Here is a 14033-nt window from a genome sequence, read left to right on the forward strand (position 1 = left end):
TACGGTCTGGACCTAAATCTAACAACAATGAACGCGAGGTGCTCGGCATGCTCCGACGTCTCCTGGCCGCCGTGGCCGGCCTCTTACCAGCCCTCCTCACCGTCCCGGCGGCCACGGCCGCCCCCGCCTCGGCCGCGGCCACCCCCGCGACCGCTTCGGCGCCGGCCCGGGCGACGGCCTCCGGCGCGGCGTGCGCTGACCCCGCCGTGCGCACGTACGGCCCCGCCACGGTCACCGGCGCGATCGTCGGCGCCGCCGTGCACGACGGCCGCGCCTACGTCGTCACCCGCGGCCCCAAGCCGCCCGTCCTCGCCGAGGTGGACCTGAGCACCCGCAAGGTGATCCGGACGGCCACCCTCCCCGACGGCCCGGCCGAGGGCGCGCCCGAGGGCGGCTGGGCCACCGCCGTGACCGGCGGCAAGGTGTACGTCGGCACCTATCCCGTCCCCGACCTCTACAGCTTCGACATCGCCACCGGCGAGGTGAAGCACCTGCGCTCGTTCGGCCGCAACGGCGGTTTCGTGTGGAGCCTGGCCGCGGCCCCCGACGGCACCCTCTACGCGGGCACCTACCCGGGCGGCCGGGTCTTCGAGTACGTGCCGGCCACCGGCGCGGTCCGCGACTTCGGCGTGCTCGCGCAGGGCGAGCGGTACGTGCGCGCGGTCGCCGCCGACGACGCCTACGTCTACGCGGGCCTGCTCGACAAGGCGAAGCTCGTGCGCATCGACCGGGCGACCGGCAAGGTCGCGGAGCTGGCGAGCGCCCCCACCGGCGTGGGCGCCGTCACCCTGCACGGCGACCGCGTCCTCGCCGCCGCCGGCGGCGAGCTGATCGACGTCCGCAAGGACGGCTCCGACCTGCGGCGGGTGACGCTGGAGCAGGGCTCCATCGACGCCCCCGCCGCGATGGAGGACGGCACCGTCTACCTCACCTCCCGCCCCGACGGCACCGTCTACCGCTACCGGGCCGGCGACACGGCCTTCACCAGGGTCGCCGACGCGCCCGCGCCCGGCGACGAGAGCCGGCGCATCCACCGGCTCGACGCCGACACGCTGCTCGGCTTCGCGGGCAGCGGCGGCCTGTGGTGGCTGGACCTGCGCTCGGGCGCGTCGCAGTTCGTCGACCTGCTGGAGGCGGGGCTGCCGCCGGGCACCGAACGGGTGCAGAGCATGCTGCTCGTGCCCAACCGCGCCCTCTACGTCGGCGGCCACTTCGTGATGGAGGTGCGCGACCTGCGCACCGGCGACAAGCGCCGCTTCCGGGTGCCGGGCGAGCCCAAGGACCTGGTGCGGCGCGGCGACAAGATCTACGCGGCCGTCTACCCCAGCGGCCAGATGATCTCCGTCGACCTGCGCACCGACGAGGTGAAGAGCGTGGCCTTCCTCGGCCACGGCCAGCAGCGGCCGTGGGACATCGAGTACGACCCCGTGACCGACAAGCTCCTCGTGGCCAGCGCCCCCCTCGGCGCGAACCTCAAGGGCGCGCTGACCGTGGTCGACCCCGACACCGGCGCGGTGGACTCGTACGTGGACGTCATCCCCGACCAGAGCCTCATGAGCCTGTCGCTCGACTCGCGCCGCGGCGTGGTCTACCTCGGCGGCGACGTGCTCGGCGGCGGCGGCACCCCGCCCACCCGGACGACGGCCTCGGTCGCGGCCTTCGACCTGCGCGAGCGCAAGGTCCTGTGGACGGTGGACCCGGTGCCCGGGCACCGCACGTTCCAGGACGTCAAGGTGCACGACGGGCTGCTGTACGGCGTCTACAAGCGGGAGTCGGGCACCTGGATCGCCCTCGACCTGGCCACGCGCCAGGTGGTGCGTCAGGGGACGATCGCCGGCTACGGCGAGCTGACCGTGCACCGGGGCCGCGTCTTCGCCTCCGTCTTCCGCGGCGGCGGCAACGCCTACGAGCTGGGCGCCGAGGCGAAGCTGCTGGCCACCGGCCTCGGCGACGAGTGGTACACCAACCCGCAGCTGCACTTCGAGCCGGGCTCCTGGTACGCCTGGGCGCTCGTGGGCCGCGAGCTGGCCAGGATCCGGCTGGACCCGTCCTGCCCGCCCTTGACCATCCCTCCGGCGGGTGGTTAGTTTCGGTCTGTGCCGAAATTCGTCTTCGACGCCCACCGCCTGATCGGCCCGGTGCCGTTCGACGACCTGCCCGCCGACCCGCGGCCCGAGATGGACCGCCTGGGCATCGACCGGGCGTGCGTGACCCACACGCTCAGCCTCTACTCCGACCCGAGGGAGGGCAACGACGCCCTCCTGCGGCTGGACGACCCCCGGCTCGTCCCGGTGCCCGTCGTGGTGCCGGGCGTGCCGGGGGCGTCGGCTCCCTCCGCCCCGGCCGAGGTCCTGGACTGGGGCGCGCCGATGATCCGGCTCTGCCCGGAGCGGCACCGCTTCGACCTCACCGGGCCGGTCGCGCTGCGCTGGCTGGCCGAGCTGGACCTGCCCGTCGCCGTCGACCTGGACGAGACCTCGCCCGCCCAGCTCCGCACCCTCACCGAACGGCTGCCCGGCCTGCGCGTCCTGCTGCTCAACCCCGGCTACCGGCGGCTGCGCGCCCTGGCCGAGCTGATGGCCGGGGCGCCGGGCGTGTGGGTGGAGATCGGCACGGTCAACACCCAGCGCGGCGTCGAGTGGCTGGCCGAGCGGTTCGGGGCCGGGCGGCTCGTGTTCGGCACGGGGGCGCCGGTGGCCGACGACTGCGGGCCGCGCTTCCTGCTCGACCATCTCGACCTGGAGCCGGCGGACGTCGAGCTGATCGCCGCGGGCTCGCTGGGGAGGCTGCTGTGACCGGAGACCGGCCGCAGAACCGGGCGGCCACCCGTGGGCCGGGCGAGGGGGCCGCGGCGCGTCGGCCGGAAGAGCGGGCCGCCGCGACCCGTCCCCTTCTCGAAAGCCCGGTGCTGGACGCGCACGGGCACGTCGGGACCTGGCCCGACTTCCTCATCCCCGACCCGACCGCCGAGGGCCTCGTGGCCACCATGGACCGCGTCGGCGTCACGGCGATGGGCATCAGCCATCTGCTGGCCGTCGGCCCCGACGCCGAGCGCGGCAACCGGCTCGCCATGGAGACCGCCGCCCGCTTCCCCGGCAGGTTCGGCGTCTGGCAGGTCCACAACCCGCACCACCGGACCCCGCTGGTCACCGACGGGGTGTGGGGCGTCAAGCTGCATCCCGACGTCCACCAGTGCCCGCTCGACGACCCCCGCTACGAGCCCGTCTGGCGGCTCGGCCTGCCGGTGCTCGCCCACGGCCAGACCGGCTCGCCGTGGAGCGACCCCGCGCTGTTCGCCGCCGTCGCCGCCCGCCATCCGGACGTCCCGCTCCTCATGGGGCACGCCGGGCTCTGGCCGTACGGGTTCGACCGGGCGGCCCGCCTGGCGGACGGCCACCCGAACCTGCATCTCGAGGTGTGCGGCTCCAGGATCACCGGGCGCTGGATCGCCCGGCTGGCCGCGGCGATCGGCGCCGAGCGGGTGCTGTTCGGCTCCGACGCCTGCTTCCTCGACCTGCGGACCGGGTACGGCCGGGTCGCCCTGGCCCCGCTCGCCGAGCCGGAGCGGGCGCTGATCCGGGGCGGCAACCTGGCCCGCCTCCTCGGCCCGCGTCTTCTCGCCCCCCGTCTGGCGGCCCCCGCGCCTGACCGCTCTCCTCACCCCCGAAGGGATCTCCCGTGACGCTCGCCCTGCACGGCGGCACGCCCGTCCGCGCCACCCCGTGGCCGTCCTGGCCGCCTCCCCTCGACGACGCCCAGCGCGAGCTGGCCGGCAAGGTCCTGGAGAGCGGCCGGTGGGGCGCCACCCAGGGCGGCGGCGTGACCGACGACCTGGCCGCCGCCTTCGCCGCCAGATCCGCGGCGCCGTACGCGGTGGCCGTCGGCAACGCCACGCTCGGCCTGTTCGCCGCGCTGCGCGGCCTCGGGGTGGGGCCGGGCGACGAGGTGATCGTGCCCGCCTACACCTTCGTCGCCTCGGCCACCGCCGTGCTGCTCGCCGGCGCCGTACCGGTGATCGCCGACGTGGACCCGGCCGACCTGCGCCTGTCACCCGACGCCGTACGCGCCGCGCTGACCGGGCGGACCGCCGCCGTCATGCCGGTCCACCTGGCGGGCGGCCCGGCCGACATGGACCCGCTGAACGCCCTGGCCGAGCGGCACGCGCTGGCCGTCGTCGAGGACGCCGCCCAGGCCCACGGCGCCGAGTACCGCGGCCGGCCCGTCGGCGGCCTCGGCCACGCGGGCGTCTACAGCTTCCAGGCGAGCAAGGCGATGACCGCCGGCGAGGGCGGGATGATCGTCTGCCGCGACGAGCCGGCGTACGAGGCGATCTGGTCGGTGTGCAACCTCGGCCGCAGGCTCGGCGGCCAGTGGTACGGCCACCCGAACGTCGGCTGGAACCTGCGGCTCACCGATCTGCAGGCCGCCCTGCTGCTGCCGTGGCTGGACCGGCTCGACGACGAGATCGCCCGCCGCGAGGCCTTCTGCGCCGCCCTCGAACGCGAGCTGGGCCGCCTCCCGGAGGCGGCCGGGACCCGCCCGGTGACCGTGGTGCCGCGCGCGCCCGGCACCACCCGCGACTCCCGCCACCTGCTCATGCTGCGGGTGAACGCCCCCGTGGACCGCGACTTCCTGCTCGCGGCCATGGCGGCCGAAGGGGTGCCGCTCGACGCCGGCTACCCGCCGCTGGGCACGATGGACGCCCTGACCCGGGCGGGGGCGCGCGCCGAGCCGTGCCCGGCCGCGGAGGCGGCCGCGCGGAGCGTGGTGTGGGTGCGCCAGTCGATGCTCATGGACGAGCCCGCCCGGGCGGCGGACGTCGCCGAGGCACTCGCCAAGGTCCTCGCCGCCTGAGACCCCGCCGCTACCTTGCCGAAGTTGTGGACACCGCAGCCTGTGGGCGGCGCCACAGTACTCGTTGCGGTTTCGGCCCTGACCGGAGAGACGGGAGACCGAGCGCCGGCCGACGCCACGGTGAGGATGACGGCCATGACCGTGATTCTTCGGAGGTCCTCTGGCAGGGTGCGCCCGCCAGACCTGCGCGTCAGGCCGCGGTGGACGAGAGCCTGCCGCGCACCCAGCCGGCGGCCGCGACGGCGGGCCACAGCCGGGAGGCGAGGTTACGGACGGCGATGCCTCCGCCCGAGGCGGGGACCATGAGCGCGGCCGCCCGCGCCACGTTGTCCTGCCGCGGGCCGACCAGCTCGCGGTGCGCGGCCTCGTAACGGGCGAAGGCACGGACGTGGGCGCCCTCCAGTGCGGCGGCGGGCCCAGAGGCGAGCTCGGCGGCCGCCCCGTAGCCCGGCCCAGTGGCGGGCCCAGCTGTCGGCGCAGCGGCCGGCTCGGCGGCCAGTGCGGAGGCGAGCTCGGTCGCCAGCGTGTACGCGCCCGCCATGGCCAGCGTGGAGCCGTCGCCGAACAGCGACACCGACGAGGCCGCGTCGCCCAGCAGCGCCACGCGCCCGTCGTGCCACCGGTCGATCCGCACCTGGCTGACCGCGTCCAGCCACAGGTCGTCGGAGGCCATGGCCTGCTCCAGCAGCTCGGGCACGCGCCAGCCCGCCCCCGCGTACGCCCCGGCCAGGATGCGCCGGTGCTGCTCCAGGTCACGGTGGTCGAAGCCGGTCAACTCGGGTGAGCGGAAGATGAACGCGGCCAGCGCCCGGCCGCGCACCGGGTGGACCGCGACCATCCGGCCGGGAGTGTTGTGGATCACCACGTGGCGGTCGTCGTCGGCCGGGCCGTCCAGCGGCACCGTGGCCACGTACAGGCCCGTGTGGCGCACGAACCGGCTCTCGGGGCCGAAGGCGAGGCGGCGGGTCGCCGAGTGCAGCCCGTCGGCGCCGATCACCAGGTCGAACCGGCGCGGCGCGGCCTCGCCGAAGGCGACCTCCACGCCGTGCCCGTCCTGGCGGAGCGTCGTCATGGAGTCGCCGAACAGGTACTCCGCCGAGTCCCGGCCCGCCTCGTACAGGATCGCGGCCAGGTCGGTGCGCGTCACCTCCACCTCCCGGCTGCGGCCGGCGCGCTGGAGGGCGCGGGTGTTCACCCCGCCCACGCGGCGGCCGGAGCCGTCGACGAACGTCATGCCCGTCGCGGTGGTCGCCGCCGCGCGCAGCCGTTCCATCACGCCCATGCGCTCGGCCACCTCCACCGCCGGGCCGCGCACGTCCACCGGGCTGCCGCTGGAGCGCAGGCCGGCGGCCCGCTCCACGACCGTCACCCGGAAGCCGTGGCACGCCAGCCAGTAGGCCAACGTGGTTCCGGCGATGCCGGCACCGGAGATCAGAACGTGCTTCATGGCGTCCTCCTGGGATCGCTCGACAGCGTCACCATCAATGTATGACCAATTTTGAAATCTGGTCAACTGTCGCTCTGAAGATTGACCGAATGTGGCGTCCGGTCATACGGTGAACCGCGTGGAACGACTCCGTGACCCCCGCGACCGGGCCGAACGCGCCACCCGCATCCTCGACGCTGCCGCCGGCCTGCTGCTGCGCCACGGCTACCGGCGCGTGACCATCGACGACGTGGCGGCCGGGGCCGAGATCGGCAAGGGCACCGTCTACCTGCACTGGAAGACCCGCGAGCAGCTCTTCGGCGCGGTCTTCACCCGCGAGGTCTGCCTCGCCATGGACGAACTGCGGCAGGCCCTGCTGGACGACCCGCGCACCTGCCTGCTCCACCGCTTCGCGCGCGTCTACTTCCTGGCCATCGCGCGGCGGCCCCTGCTGCGCGGGTTCGTGCTGGCCGACCCCGAGCTGATCGGCAAGCTGACCGCCACCCTCGACGAGCGGCACGCCGCGATGGCCCACGGCTATTTCGACCTGCTCGTCGGCCACGGCCTGCTCAGCGACGACCTGGGAGCGGAGGAGGCCGGCTTCGCCTACCAGGCCACGTTCGAGGGCTTCCTGCGCGCCTCCGACGACGAGCGCGCCTCCGACGAGGAGTGGGAGCGGCGGGCCGACCTGCTCGCGCGCACGGTGCGGCGGGCCTTCGAGAACGACGCGGCCCCGGACGACGCCGTGGTACGGGAGGTCGCCGACGCGACCGCGGCGCTGCTCACGAAGGTGATCGACGCCGACCTCGCCGACTCGGGCGTCACCGCCGAATAGCCGGCGCGGGACGGGCGAGGACGGGGCGCGACGGGCGAGGACGGGGCGGGACGGGCGAGGACGGGGCGGGACGGGCGAGGACGGGGCGGGACGGGCGAGGACGGGGCGGGACGGGCGAGGACGGGGCGGGACGGGCGAGGACGGGGCGGGACGGGCGAGGACGGGGGCAGGTCGACGGTCTTCGCGTCGCCACGGTGGCGGCACGGCCATCGGCTGGTCACCGTACGGGCGACCACATGACCCTTGCGGGCCCGCGCCGAGCCCGCGTTCCCCACCATGGCCCTCGCCGGCCCGGGTTGAGCCGGCGTTCCCGATCGTGGCCCCGCCGGGCACCGGGGCCGGCGCGGCCGTGATCCGCCGCGGTCGGTGAGGTGCCCTGTGCGAGGCACGCCGTGCGAGGCGGCGAGCCGAGCTGGGGGAGGCGGCGCAGCGGGCTGTCGTGGCACGCCCGGCCCCGCCGCCGGCGTCACGTGGCGACGCGGGCAGCGGGTGGACGGTGAACGCGGCCCTGACGGATGCCGCGGCCTCGTCAGGGAGTGGCGCAGGTGGTGCCGTTGAGGGTGAACCCGGTGGCCGCCGCGGCGTTGCCGGTGTGGGTGGCCTGGAAGCCGATCTGGGTCGAGCCGCCCGGCGGTATCGAGCCGTTGTAGGAGAGGTTGGCCGCCGTGACCCGGCCGCCGGCCGGCGTGAACGTGGCGTTCCACCCGGAGGTGATCGTCTGCCCGCCCGGGAGCGTGAACGCGAGCGACCAGCCGTTCACGGCCGAGGAGCCGGTGTTGGTGATGGTGAGGTTCTCGGTCAGGCCGGTGCCCCAGGCGTTGACGGCGGCGCTGACGCGGCAGGCGCCCTGCCCGCCCCCGGGCGGCGGGGTCGGCGTCGGCGTTGGGGTCGGGGTCGGGGTCGGTGTGGGTGTCGGAGTGGGCGTCGGGGTCGAGCCGCCGCCGCCGTCGAGGCCGAGGAAGGCGACGGCGTAGGCCACGATGCCGTCCGTCGGCAGGGAGTGGCCGTACCCCGCGATGCTGACGCCCTCGACGGTGGCCCGGGTCCCGGGGGTCCCGTACCGGGTGCGCGTCCAGCCCGCGCGCGGCTGGTCGGTGGAGACCGGGGTCTGGCTCACCCCGTTGAGGTTCGTCCACTGCTTGATCTCTTCGCCGAAGTTCGGGTAGGCCAGCGTGGTGTCCACGGTGCCGTGGAAGAGCTGCATCCGCGGGTAGCGGCCGGTGTAGCCGGGGTACATCGCCCGCGCCTGGTCGCCCCACTGCTGCGCGGTCTTGATGAGATTGCCGCCGGAGCACCGGCTGTTCCACAGGGACCCGTCGGTGGTGGCGAAGCATCCGGCCGGCACGCCCGAGAACGCCGCGCCCGCGGCGAACACGTCCGGGTACTCGGCGGCCAGGACGTTGGTCATCATCGCGCCCGAGGAGAAACCGCTGACCACGATCCGGGCGGGGTCCACGTTGTAGCGCTGCCGGGCGTAGGCGACCATCGCCATGATGCCGGTCGAGTCGCCGCCGCCGTCGCGCCGCAGCGCGGCGGGCGTGGACACGTCGAAGCAGTGTCCGTCGCGGGTCGCCTCCGGGACCACGATGACGTACCCGTACCGGTCGGCGGCGGTGACGTAGTCATGGCCGACGCCGTTGAAGACCCCCGCGGCCGAGCCGGTGCAGTAGTGGACCATGACGAGCAGGGCGGGGCGTGCCGCGACGGTGTCGGGGACGTAGAGGTACATGTTGAGGTTGGTCGGGTTGGTGCCGAAGTTGGTCACCCGGGTCAGCGACGCGGCGCCGGCGGGCGGGCCCGCGAGGAACAGGCCCGCGACGATCAGCGACGCCAGGGACACCAGGACGGCCGCCAACCGGCTCGTGCGTGTACGCATGCTCAAGCCCTCCCAGGGGGTCGGCGGGCACCGCCGCGAAGGGTGCTGTGAGCGTTGACAACCATGCTGCCGACTCCGTCCTTCGGTGAGGCGTGCGGGGCGGTGGTGGTGTGCCCGGGAGCAAATACGACCCCCGCCGGAGCCGTCAAGCGCCTGTACGGGGCCGGCGCACCGGGCGGGCGGGTCGTCCGCCGTCCTGGCTGCGCGTCGTCACGCCCGCCCCGGGTGGGCGACGATGAAAGTTTCACGCGTGCGCGCTGGACGCCACCGCTGCGTCGGTCCTGGACGAAACTTTCGGAATTCAAGAGGCCGCTCGGCACAGGTAGGGGATGCCTGAACGACGATGGTCGCCGAAAGTTTCTGTCTGTGGGCTTGACACGTTTCGGGAGCCGTTCCCACACTGAGGCTCCGAGACGGCTTCCCCGCCGGCGTCGGTGGTGGACGGCGGGGCCGCACTTCGTGACGCGAGCCGGAGACGGGCCGCGCGCCGGCGCCGCCTCCCGCGCGTGTCAACACCAGAGGGGAGGGGCTGGTACTGGACCGATGACAAGCAGCGCTTGCCGGCTGCGACGGAGGCTGTTCCCGGCATGGGTCGCGCTCCAGTTGCTGCCAGCAGACAGGAGGCGTCGCTACTCCATCCTGAGCTGCGTGATCGTCGGCGCCCTTCTGGAGCGGCCCTGAGAACCGCCATCAGCCAGTCTCTGACATCCAACTCTTCGATCGCCCCTTCAGGGAGAGACCTGCTGGAGCGCACGCTCCGCCACCGCAGGTGTATGGGGGCCGCTCACCATGTCGGGCGACCGGCACGACGCGCCGTCGGCGTTTCTCGTCTCTTGACGATCGGGCACTTGGGCGACAGCAGCGACCAGTGGTGCTGCGACACGTCCTGGGATCCTTGCCTCCGCCGGAATGTGTCTGAGATGGCAGATCAAGGCGAGCTGGGCGCGGTCGCCTTCGGCGAGCCTGCCATCGCCGACGGCACGGCGTGGCCGATGGCTTCCCGACGGCGAGGTGGCACAGCCGAGCATCGCGACCGCAACGTGGCGGCAGCGATGCTCACCTATTTCGGAGCCCGTGCTCTAATAATGAACCGCACTTGCCGTCCGGCACCCTCCCGGCCGACCTCGTCGCAGGTATCTCCGCGACTTGACGCGCCAGGACGAGACAGAAAGCTGAAGCCAGCCTTGCCGTACTCCATTTCATCGAAGCTCGCGCGGGTTGTGACGTCTGTTGCTGTATGTCTGATCATGGGCGGATGCTCAGGAAAAGAGGACGTCCGGACGAGTCCCCCGGCCGTCGCGCCCTCGGCGACGACGATCCGATCGACCGCGGCCACGGTGGCCCGTTCCGAGCGCTGGAAAGTGATCCAGGGCCCGAGGCTGATGGCGACCGCGGAACTGGTCGACGTGGTGGCCAAGGGGCCCCGGCAGGTATGGGCGGCGGGATCGGAGGGCGGCGCTGAAGATCGCGGCGGGATCGTGGTCGTCGAGCGGTGGGACGGTGCGAGGTGGCGGAGGAGCGCTCTCAATCGCGATCGCGAGATTCTCCTGAGCGGGTTCGACGTGGGGGCGACCGGTGACTTATGGATCGTGGGAGACCATGAGGTCATCCATGGGGACGGACAGCGCTGGTCGTACCCGCGCCCGTCGAAGCTCCCGGACAGCTCTGTGTTCACCGACGTGTCGGTCGACGGTGACAGGGTGGTGTTGATCGGTGGCGACGAAGCCGGCGAGGGTTCCTTCGCCTACGAATGGGCCGGCCACAGGTTCGAGAAGCGGTTGGCAGCCGTCCAGGGCGACTTCGCCGCGGTGACAGCCCGGCATGGCCAGGTATGGGTGGTCGGCAATGAACTACGCGACGACTGCTCGAACATCAGGCCCGCGGTCTGGCACGCGGTCCGTGGCGGAAAGTACACCCGGATGCTGCTTCCTGATGTGGTGGGAGGCTACCTGAATCAGGTGTGGGCGACTTCGCCGGCCGACGTGTGGGCTGTCGGGGGCGTCGGGGGCAAGCAGGGAGAGTTCGAGTGCCTTCCCGAGTCTCAGGAGTCCGGGCAGCCGGAGCCGCTCGTGATGCATGGGGACGGGTCCTCCTGGCAGCGGGTGGGGGTGCCCGGCGGCGGCTCGCTGACAAGCGTCACCGCGTCAGGCCCCGACGAGGTGTGGGCGGTCGGTTCCGACCGAGGCGACGCGATGATCGCTCTGCATTTCGACGGCCGGAACTGGACCCGCGAGTACGCCTACGCTTCCCGCTTGAGCCACCTCGCAGTGACGACCGTTCCCGGCACGTCGGATTTGTGGGCGGTGGGGGCCTATGGAGCCGACACCGATTATGGCCAGGACGTCATCCTGCGACGCCGGTGAGGAGGACCAGAGTCGCCGAAGGGAGAAGCTGACCGAACAACGCCCGCTTTTCCTGCCGATGGCTTGCACGAGTGATTCCGCGCGCTCTCGTCCCGCCGGGCAACCCCACCGATCGGAGCGCGAGGTAACAGACCGACGGAAGGACCCGGCCGAGGACGCCCTCACCAGTGGTCACTTCACGCGGCGCGCGGGCCGAGGAAGCCCACCATGAGCAATCACGACAGGGCGCCCTGGTCCGACCCAGCACCACAGGTCGGCCGTGACCTCAGTACGGCTGCGTCCTGGCCGAAGTGGCGATCGGTGCGGTGAGAATCATCCGGAGCAGAAGCTACCGGGCGGGATCGACGACCTTGGTGACGAAGGCGGTGGTGACGGGCCGCATGAGGACGGCACTGGCCGGAGTCCGGTAACCGGGCACCACGGAGGGGTCGTAATCTCGCTGGAAGGCGCGGATCCTGACTTCCCCGGCAGCCAGCAGCAGGGTGACCTCCACCCCCTCGGCGGGCGGCGCGTGGAAGGTGAAGCCGCGCTTCTCCCCGAGGTCTCTGCCCGCCACCGTGATCACTGCCTTGCCCGGCAGGCTGAGCCCCACGGCGGGGGCGCCGCCCGACGGGGTCAGACGGAGCGTCAGGCTCCGCTTGCCGTTCGCCGTGGTGTCCTTCAGCACGGTCAGCGCGGGCGCCCGTAGCGGGGCGACGGGAGCCTTGCTGGTGGCGAAGCCGGCTTCACCGAAGAAGCGGACGCTCAGCTCGGAGTCGCCCGGCCTTCCCCAGACCGCTTCTCCCGTGTCCGTGTCGAGGGAGTAGGCGAGGCGTTCCTGACGCGGGTGCGCGGCGTCGAAGCGGTCCACGACCAGCCCTACCCCTACCAGCACGATCGCCACCGCGGGCAGGACCCATGTGGTACGACGGCGCGGCGCCTTGACCTGGAGGACAAGCATGAGGAGCAGCAGGAGCGCGAAGTAGGTGGCCGCGATCGGCCCGCCGATGCTCAGGCCGATGTCGAGAGAGGACAGGGCGGCGCCCCCCAGAATGATCGCGGCGGGAGCCAGGCCCACGGTGAGCGCCGCGCCCGAGCCCCAGGACAGTCCGCCGGGCGCTTCGGGCAGCAACAGTGCCACCAGCCAACCCGCGGCGGCGAACAGGGCCGGCCAGGCGAAGCTGTGAGAACCTCCGGGCAGGGCCAAGGCGGACAGCACGCCGAGCAAGGCCACGAGGAGGACCGCGCCGGCCGCGAGCCCTGCCACCTGCCGTTCGCCGGTGGTCCTACGGGAGGTCACTCGGCTGAACAGGGCGGCCCACACCAGGACGATCCCGGTCGTCAGCGCCAGCAGGGCAGCCCGGTAGGGCAGCGGCCGATAGGGCTCGCCGGTGAACAGCATCGTGTACTCCGGCCTGAGCGCCCCCAGGAGTGGCCACAGGCCATACCCCGCCAGCGCCGCCAGCACGACCGCGGCCAGGCAGAGCCCCGCCGCTCCCGTCACTCTGGGCCAGGTGAGCAGGCCGCGGCGCCGCAGCACATGGACCAGCACCAGGGCAAGCACCATCCCGACCACCGCCACGGGCAGTTCCAGCGATGCCGGATATCTGATGAAGCCGCCGGGCACGGTGAAGAAGACCGATTCCTCCTTCGCATGCAGCGCCACGAGATCCCGTCCCGCCAGTGCTTGGGTGAGCGCCAGCGCGTTGTCGCCCATCTGCTGGAGGCTTCCTTGGTCCAGGTGGGCGGGATCGTCCAGGGGCGAGTGGTAGTGGACACCGCTTCCGATGAAGGCCGAGTCGAGACCCATCCAGCCGGCCTCGCGGAAGACGTGGAAGTCGGTGTCGTTCGGGAGCAGGCTCATCAGGGAACTGAAGGCGGAGTCGGCGGCGGGGTGCGGTGCCGCGGAGCCGTACACGCCGCTGAGCGCGCCGGACGAGCGGAACATCTGCACTGTGCCGGCGGTGCCGCGGGCCTCGTGGTTGAGCACCACGACCGGGCCCTCGAACCGGTTGCGCCTGGCGAATGCCTCGGCGCCGAGCAGACCCGCCTCTTCGCCGTCGGTGAAGAGGAAGACGACATCGTTCCTGAGGCCGGAGGGGAGCGTCCGGGCCACCTCCAGAAGGGTGGCGACCCCGGCGCCGTCGTCGGCGGCGCCCGGCGCGCCGGGCGCCGAGTCGTAGTGGGCCGCCAGGATGATGCGGCCGGTGGACGCGGTGCCCGGCCGGGTGGCCACGACATTACGCACCCGGCCGACGGGAGTGGTGCCGTCGTGGGCGATGGGCAACACGCCCACCCCTTCCTGGACCTCGGTCCGGAGGCCGAGGCCACGGAGCTGGGACACGAGGTGGTCTCGCACGCGTTCGTTCTCGGCCGAGCCCGTCGGATGCGGCGCCCGAGCGATGGCCTGGATGTCCTTGAACGCCCTGGTCGCGCGGAAACCAGGGGACTCCGCGCGAGGGCGCGGCGATGCCAGATCGAGCATGGTCGCGGCGAGTAATGCGGCCAGCACGAGGAAGCTGGCGAATCGGATCATGAAAGGTCACCTTAGGAACGGATTCATCGGGCGTCCCGGCCCTGGAGGACGATGCTCGATACACCAAAAGGACTACGGCAGCATCAGCTCACCCGGCGATCTGCCGTCCTTGGCAGACGTGGCGGGTGATGTGACCCCACGCATGCCTTCCGCGGCTAGGAGCC

9 protein-coding genes are annotated in these 14033 nt (G+C 72.9%); 6 read left to right on the top strand and 3 right to left on the bottom strand.

Going from position 1 to position 14033, the window contains the following annotated elements; translation table 11 throughout:
* Positions 1-47: 47 nt before the first annotated feature.
* Genes HT134_RS18595 through HT134_RS18610 form a run of 4 tightly spaced genes read left to right on the top strand, consistent with a single transcriptional unit; the run spans position 48 to position 4854 of the window.
* Entirely contained in the window at positions 48-2087 is a 2040-nt protein-coding gene (locus HT134_RS18595; protein WP_175601621.1) for an outer membrane protein assembly factor BamB family protein, read from the top strand.
* Between the two features lie 9 nt (positions 2088-2096).
* Positions 2097-2795 (top strand): amidohydrolase family protein, encoded by a 699-nt coding sequence (locus tag HT134_RS18600; protein WP_175601622.1) that lies wholly within the window; start codon positions 2097-2099, stop codon positions 2793-2795.
* A complete protein-coding gene (locus HT134_RS18605; RefSeq protein WP_312888215.1) occupies positions 2792-3682 on the top strand; it encodes an amidohydrolase family protein in 891 nt (296 codons plus the stop codon). Before HT134_RS18600 ends, HT134_RS18605 begins: the two co-directional genes overlap by 4 nt.
* Entirely contained in the window at positions 3679-4854 is a 1176-nt protein-coding gene (locus HT134_RS18610) for a DegT/DnrJ/EryC1/StrS family aminotransferase (RefSeq protein ID WP_175601623.1), read from the top strand. Before HT134_RS18605 ends, HT134_RS18610 begins: the two co-directional genes overlap by 4 nt.
* A 190-nt stretch (positions 4855-5044) precedes the next feature.
* Here HT134_RS18610 and HT134_RS18615 read toward each other — a convergent pair whose 3' ends face one another.
* Positions 5045-6301 (bottom strand): FAD-dependent monooxygenase, encoded by a 1257-nt coding sequence (locus HT134_RS18615; RefSeq protein ID WP_175601624.1) that lies wholly within the window; start codon positions 6299-6301, stop codon positions 5045-5047.
* A gap of 118 nt (positions 6302-6419) precedes the next feature.
* Here HT134_RS18615 and HT134_RS18620 point away from each other — a divergent pair, with 118 nt between their 5' ends.
* Positions 6420-7115, top strand: a complete 696-nt coding sequence (locus tag HT134_RS18620; protein ID WP_175601625.1) for a TetR/AcrR family transcriptional regulator — start codon at positions 6420-6422, stop codon at positions 7113-7115.
* A 529-nt stretch (positions 7116-7644) separates the two neighbouring features.
* Here HT134_RS18620 and HT134_RS18625 read toward each other — a convergent pair.
* Positions 7645-8991: an extracellular catalytic domain type 1 short-chain-length polyhydroxyalkanoate depolymerase gene (locus tag HT134_RS18625; RefSeq protein WP_175601626.1), complete on the bottom strand. Its 1347-nt coding sequence runs from the start codon at positions 8989-8991 to the stop codon at positions 7645-7647.
* Between the two features lie 920 nt (positions 8992-9911).
* Here HT134_RS18625 and HT134_RS18630 point away from each other — a divergent pair.
* Positions 9912-11354, top strand: coding sequence for a hypothetical protein (locus HT134_RS18630; RefSeq protein WP_175601627.1), 1443 nt, complete (start codon positions 9912-9914; stop codon positions 11352-11354).
* 328 nt (positions 11355-11682) lie between these two features.
* On the opposite strand, the gene HT134_RS18635 is transcribed toward HT134_RS18630, so the two are convergent.
* On the bottom strand, positions 11683-13869 hold the full coding sequence (locus tag HT134_RS18635) for a M20/M25/M40 family metallo-hydrolase (RefSeq protein ID WP_175601628.1): 2187 nt from the start codon (positions 13867-13869) through the stop codon (positions 11683-11685).
* Between the last annotated feature and the right edge of the window lie 164 nt (positions 13870-14033).

It is taken from the genome of Nonomuraea rhodomycinica (assembly GCF_013363995.1).
In the GTDB taxonomy this organism is placed as follows: Bacteria; Actinomycetota; Actinomycetes; order Streptosporangiales; family Streptosporangiaceae; genus Nonomuraea; species Nonomuraea rhodomycinica.

Coding starts and splice junctions, on each gene's coding strand:
- HT134_RS18625 (WP_175601626.1), bottom strand. CDS start 8,991: ATGCGTACACGCACGAGCCGGTTGGCGGCCGTCCTGGTGTCCCTGGCG.
- HT134_RS18630 (WP_175601627.1), top strand. CDS start 9,912: ATGGCAGATCAAGGCGAGCTGGGCGCGGTCGCCTTCGGCGAGCCTGCC.
- HT134_RS18615 (WP_175601624.1), bottom strand. CDS start 6,301: ATGAAGCACGTTCTGATCTCCGGTGCCGGCATCGCCGGAACCACGTTG.
- HT134_RS18595 (WP_175601621.1), top strand. CDS start 48: ATGCTCCGACGTCTCCTGGCCGCCGTGGCCGGCCTCTTACCAGCCCTC.
- HT134_RS18635 (WP_175601628.1), bottom strand. CDS start 13,869: ATGATCCGATTCGCCAGCTTCCTCGTGCTGGCCGCATTACTCGCCGCG.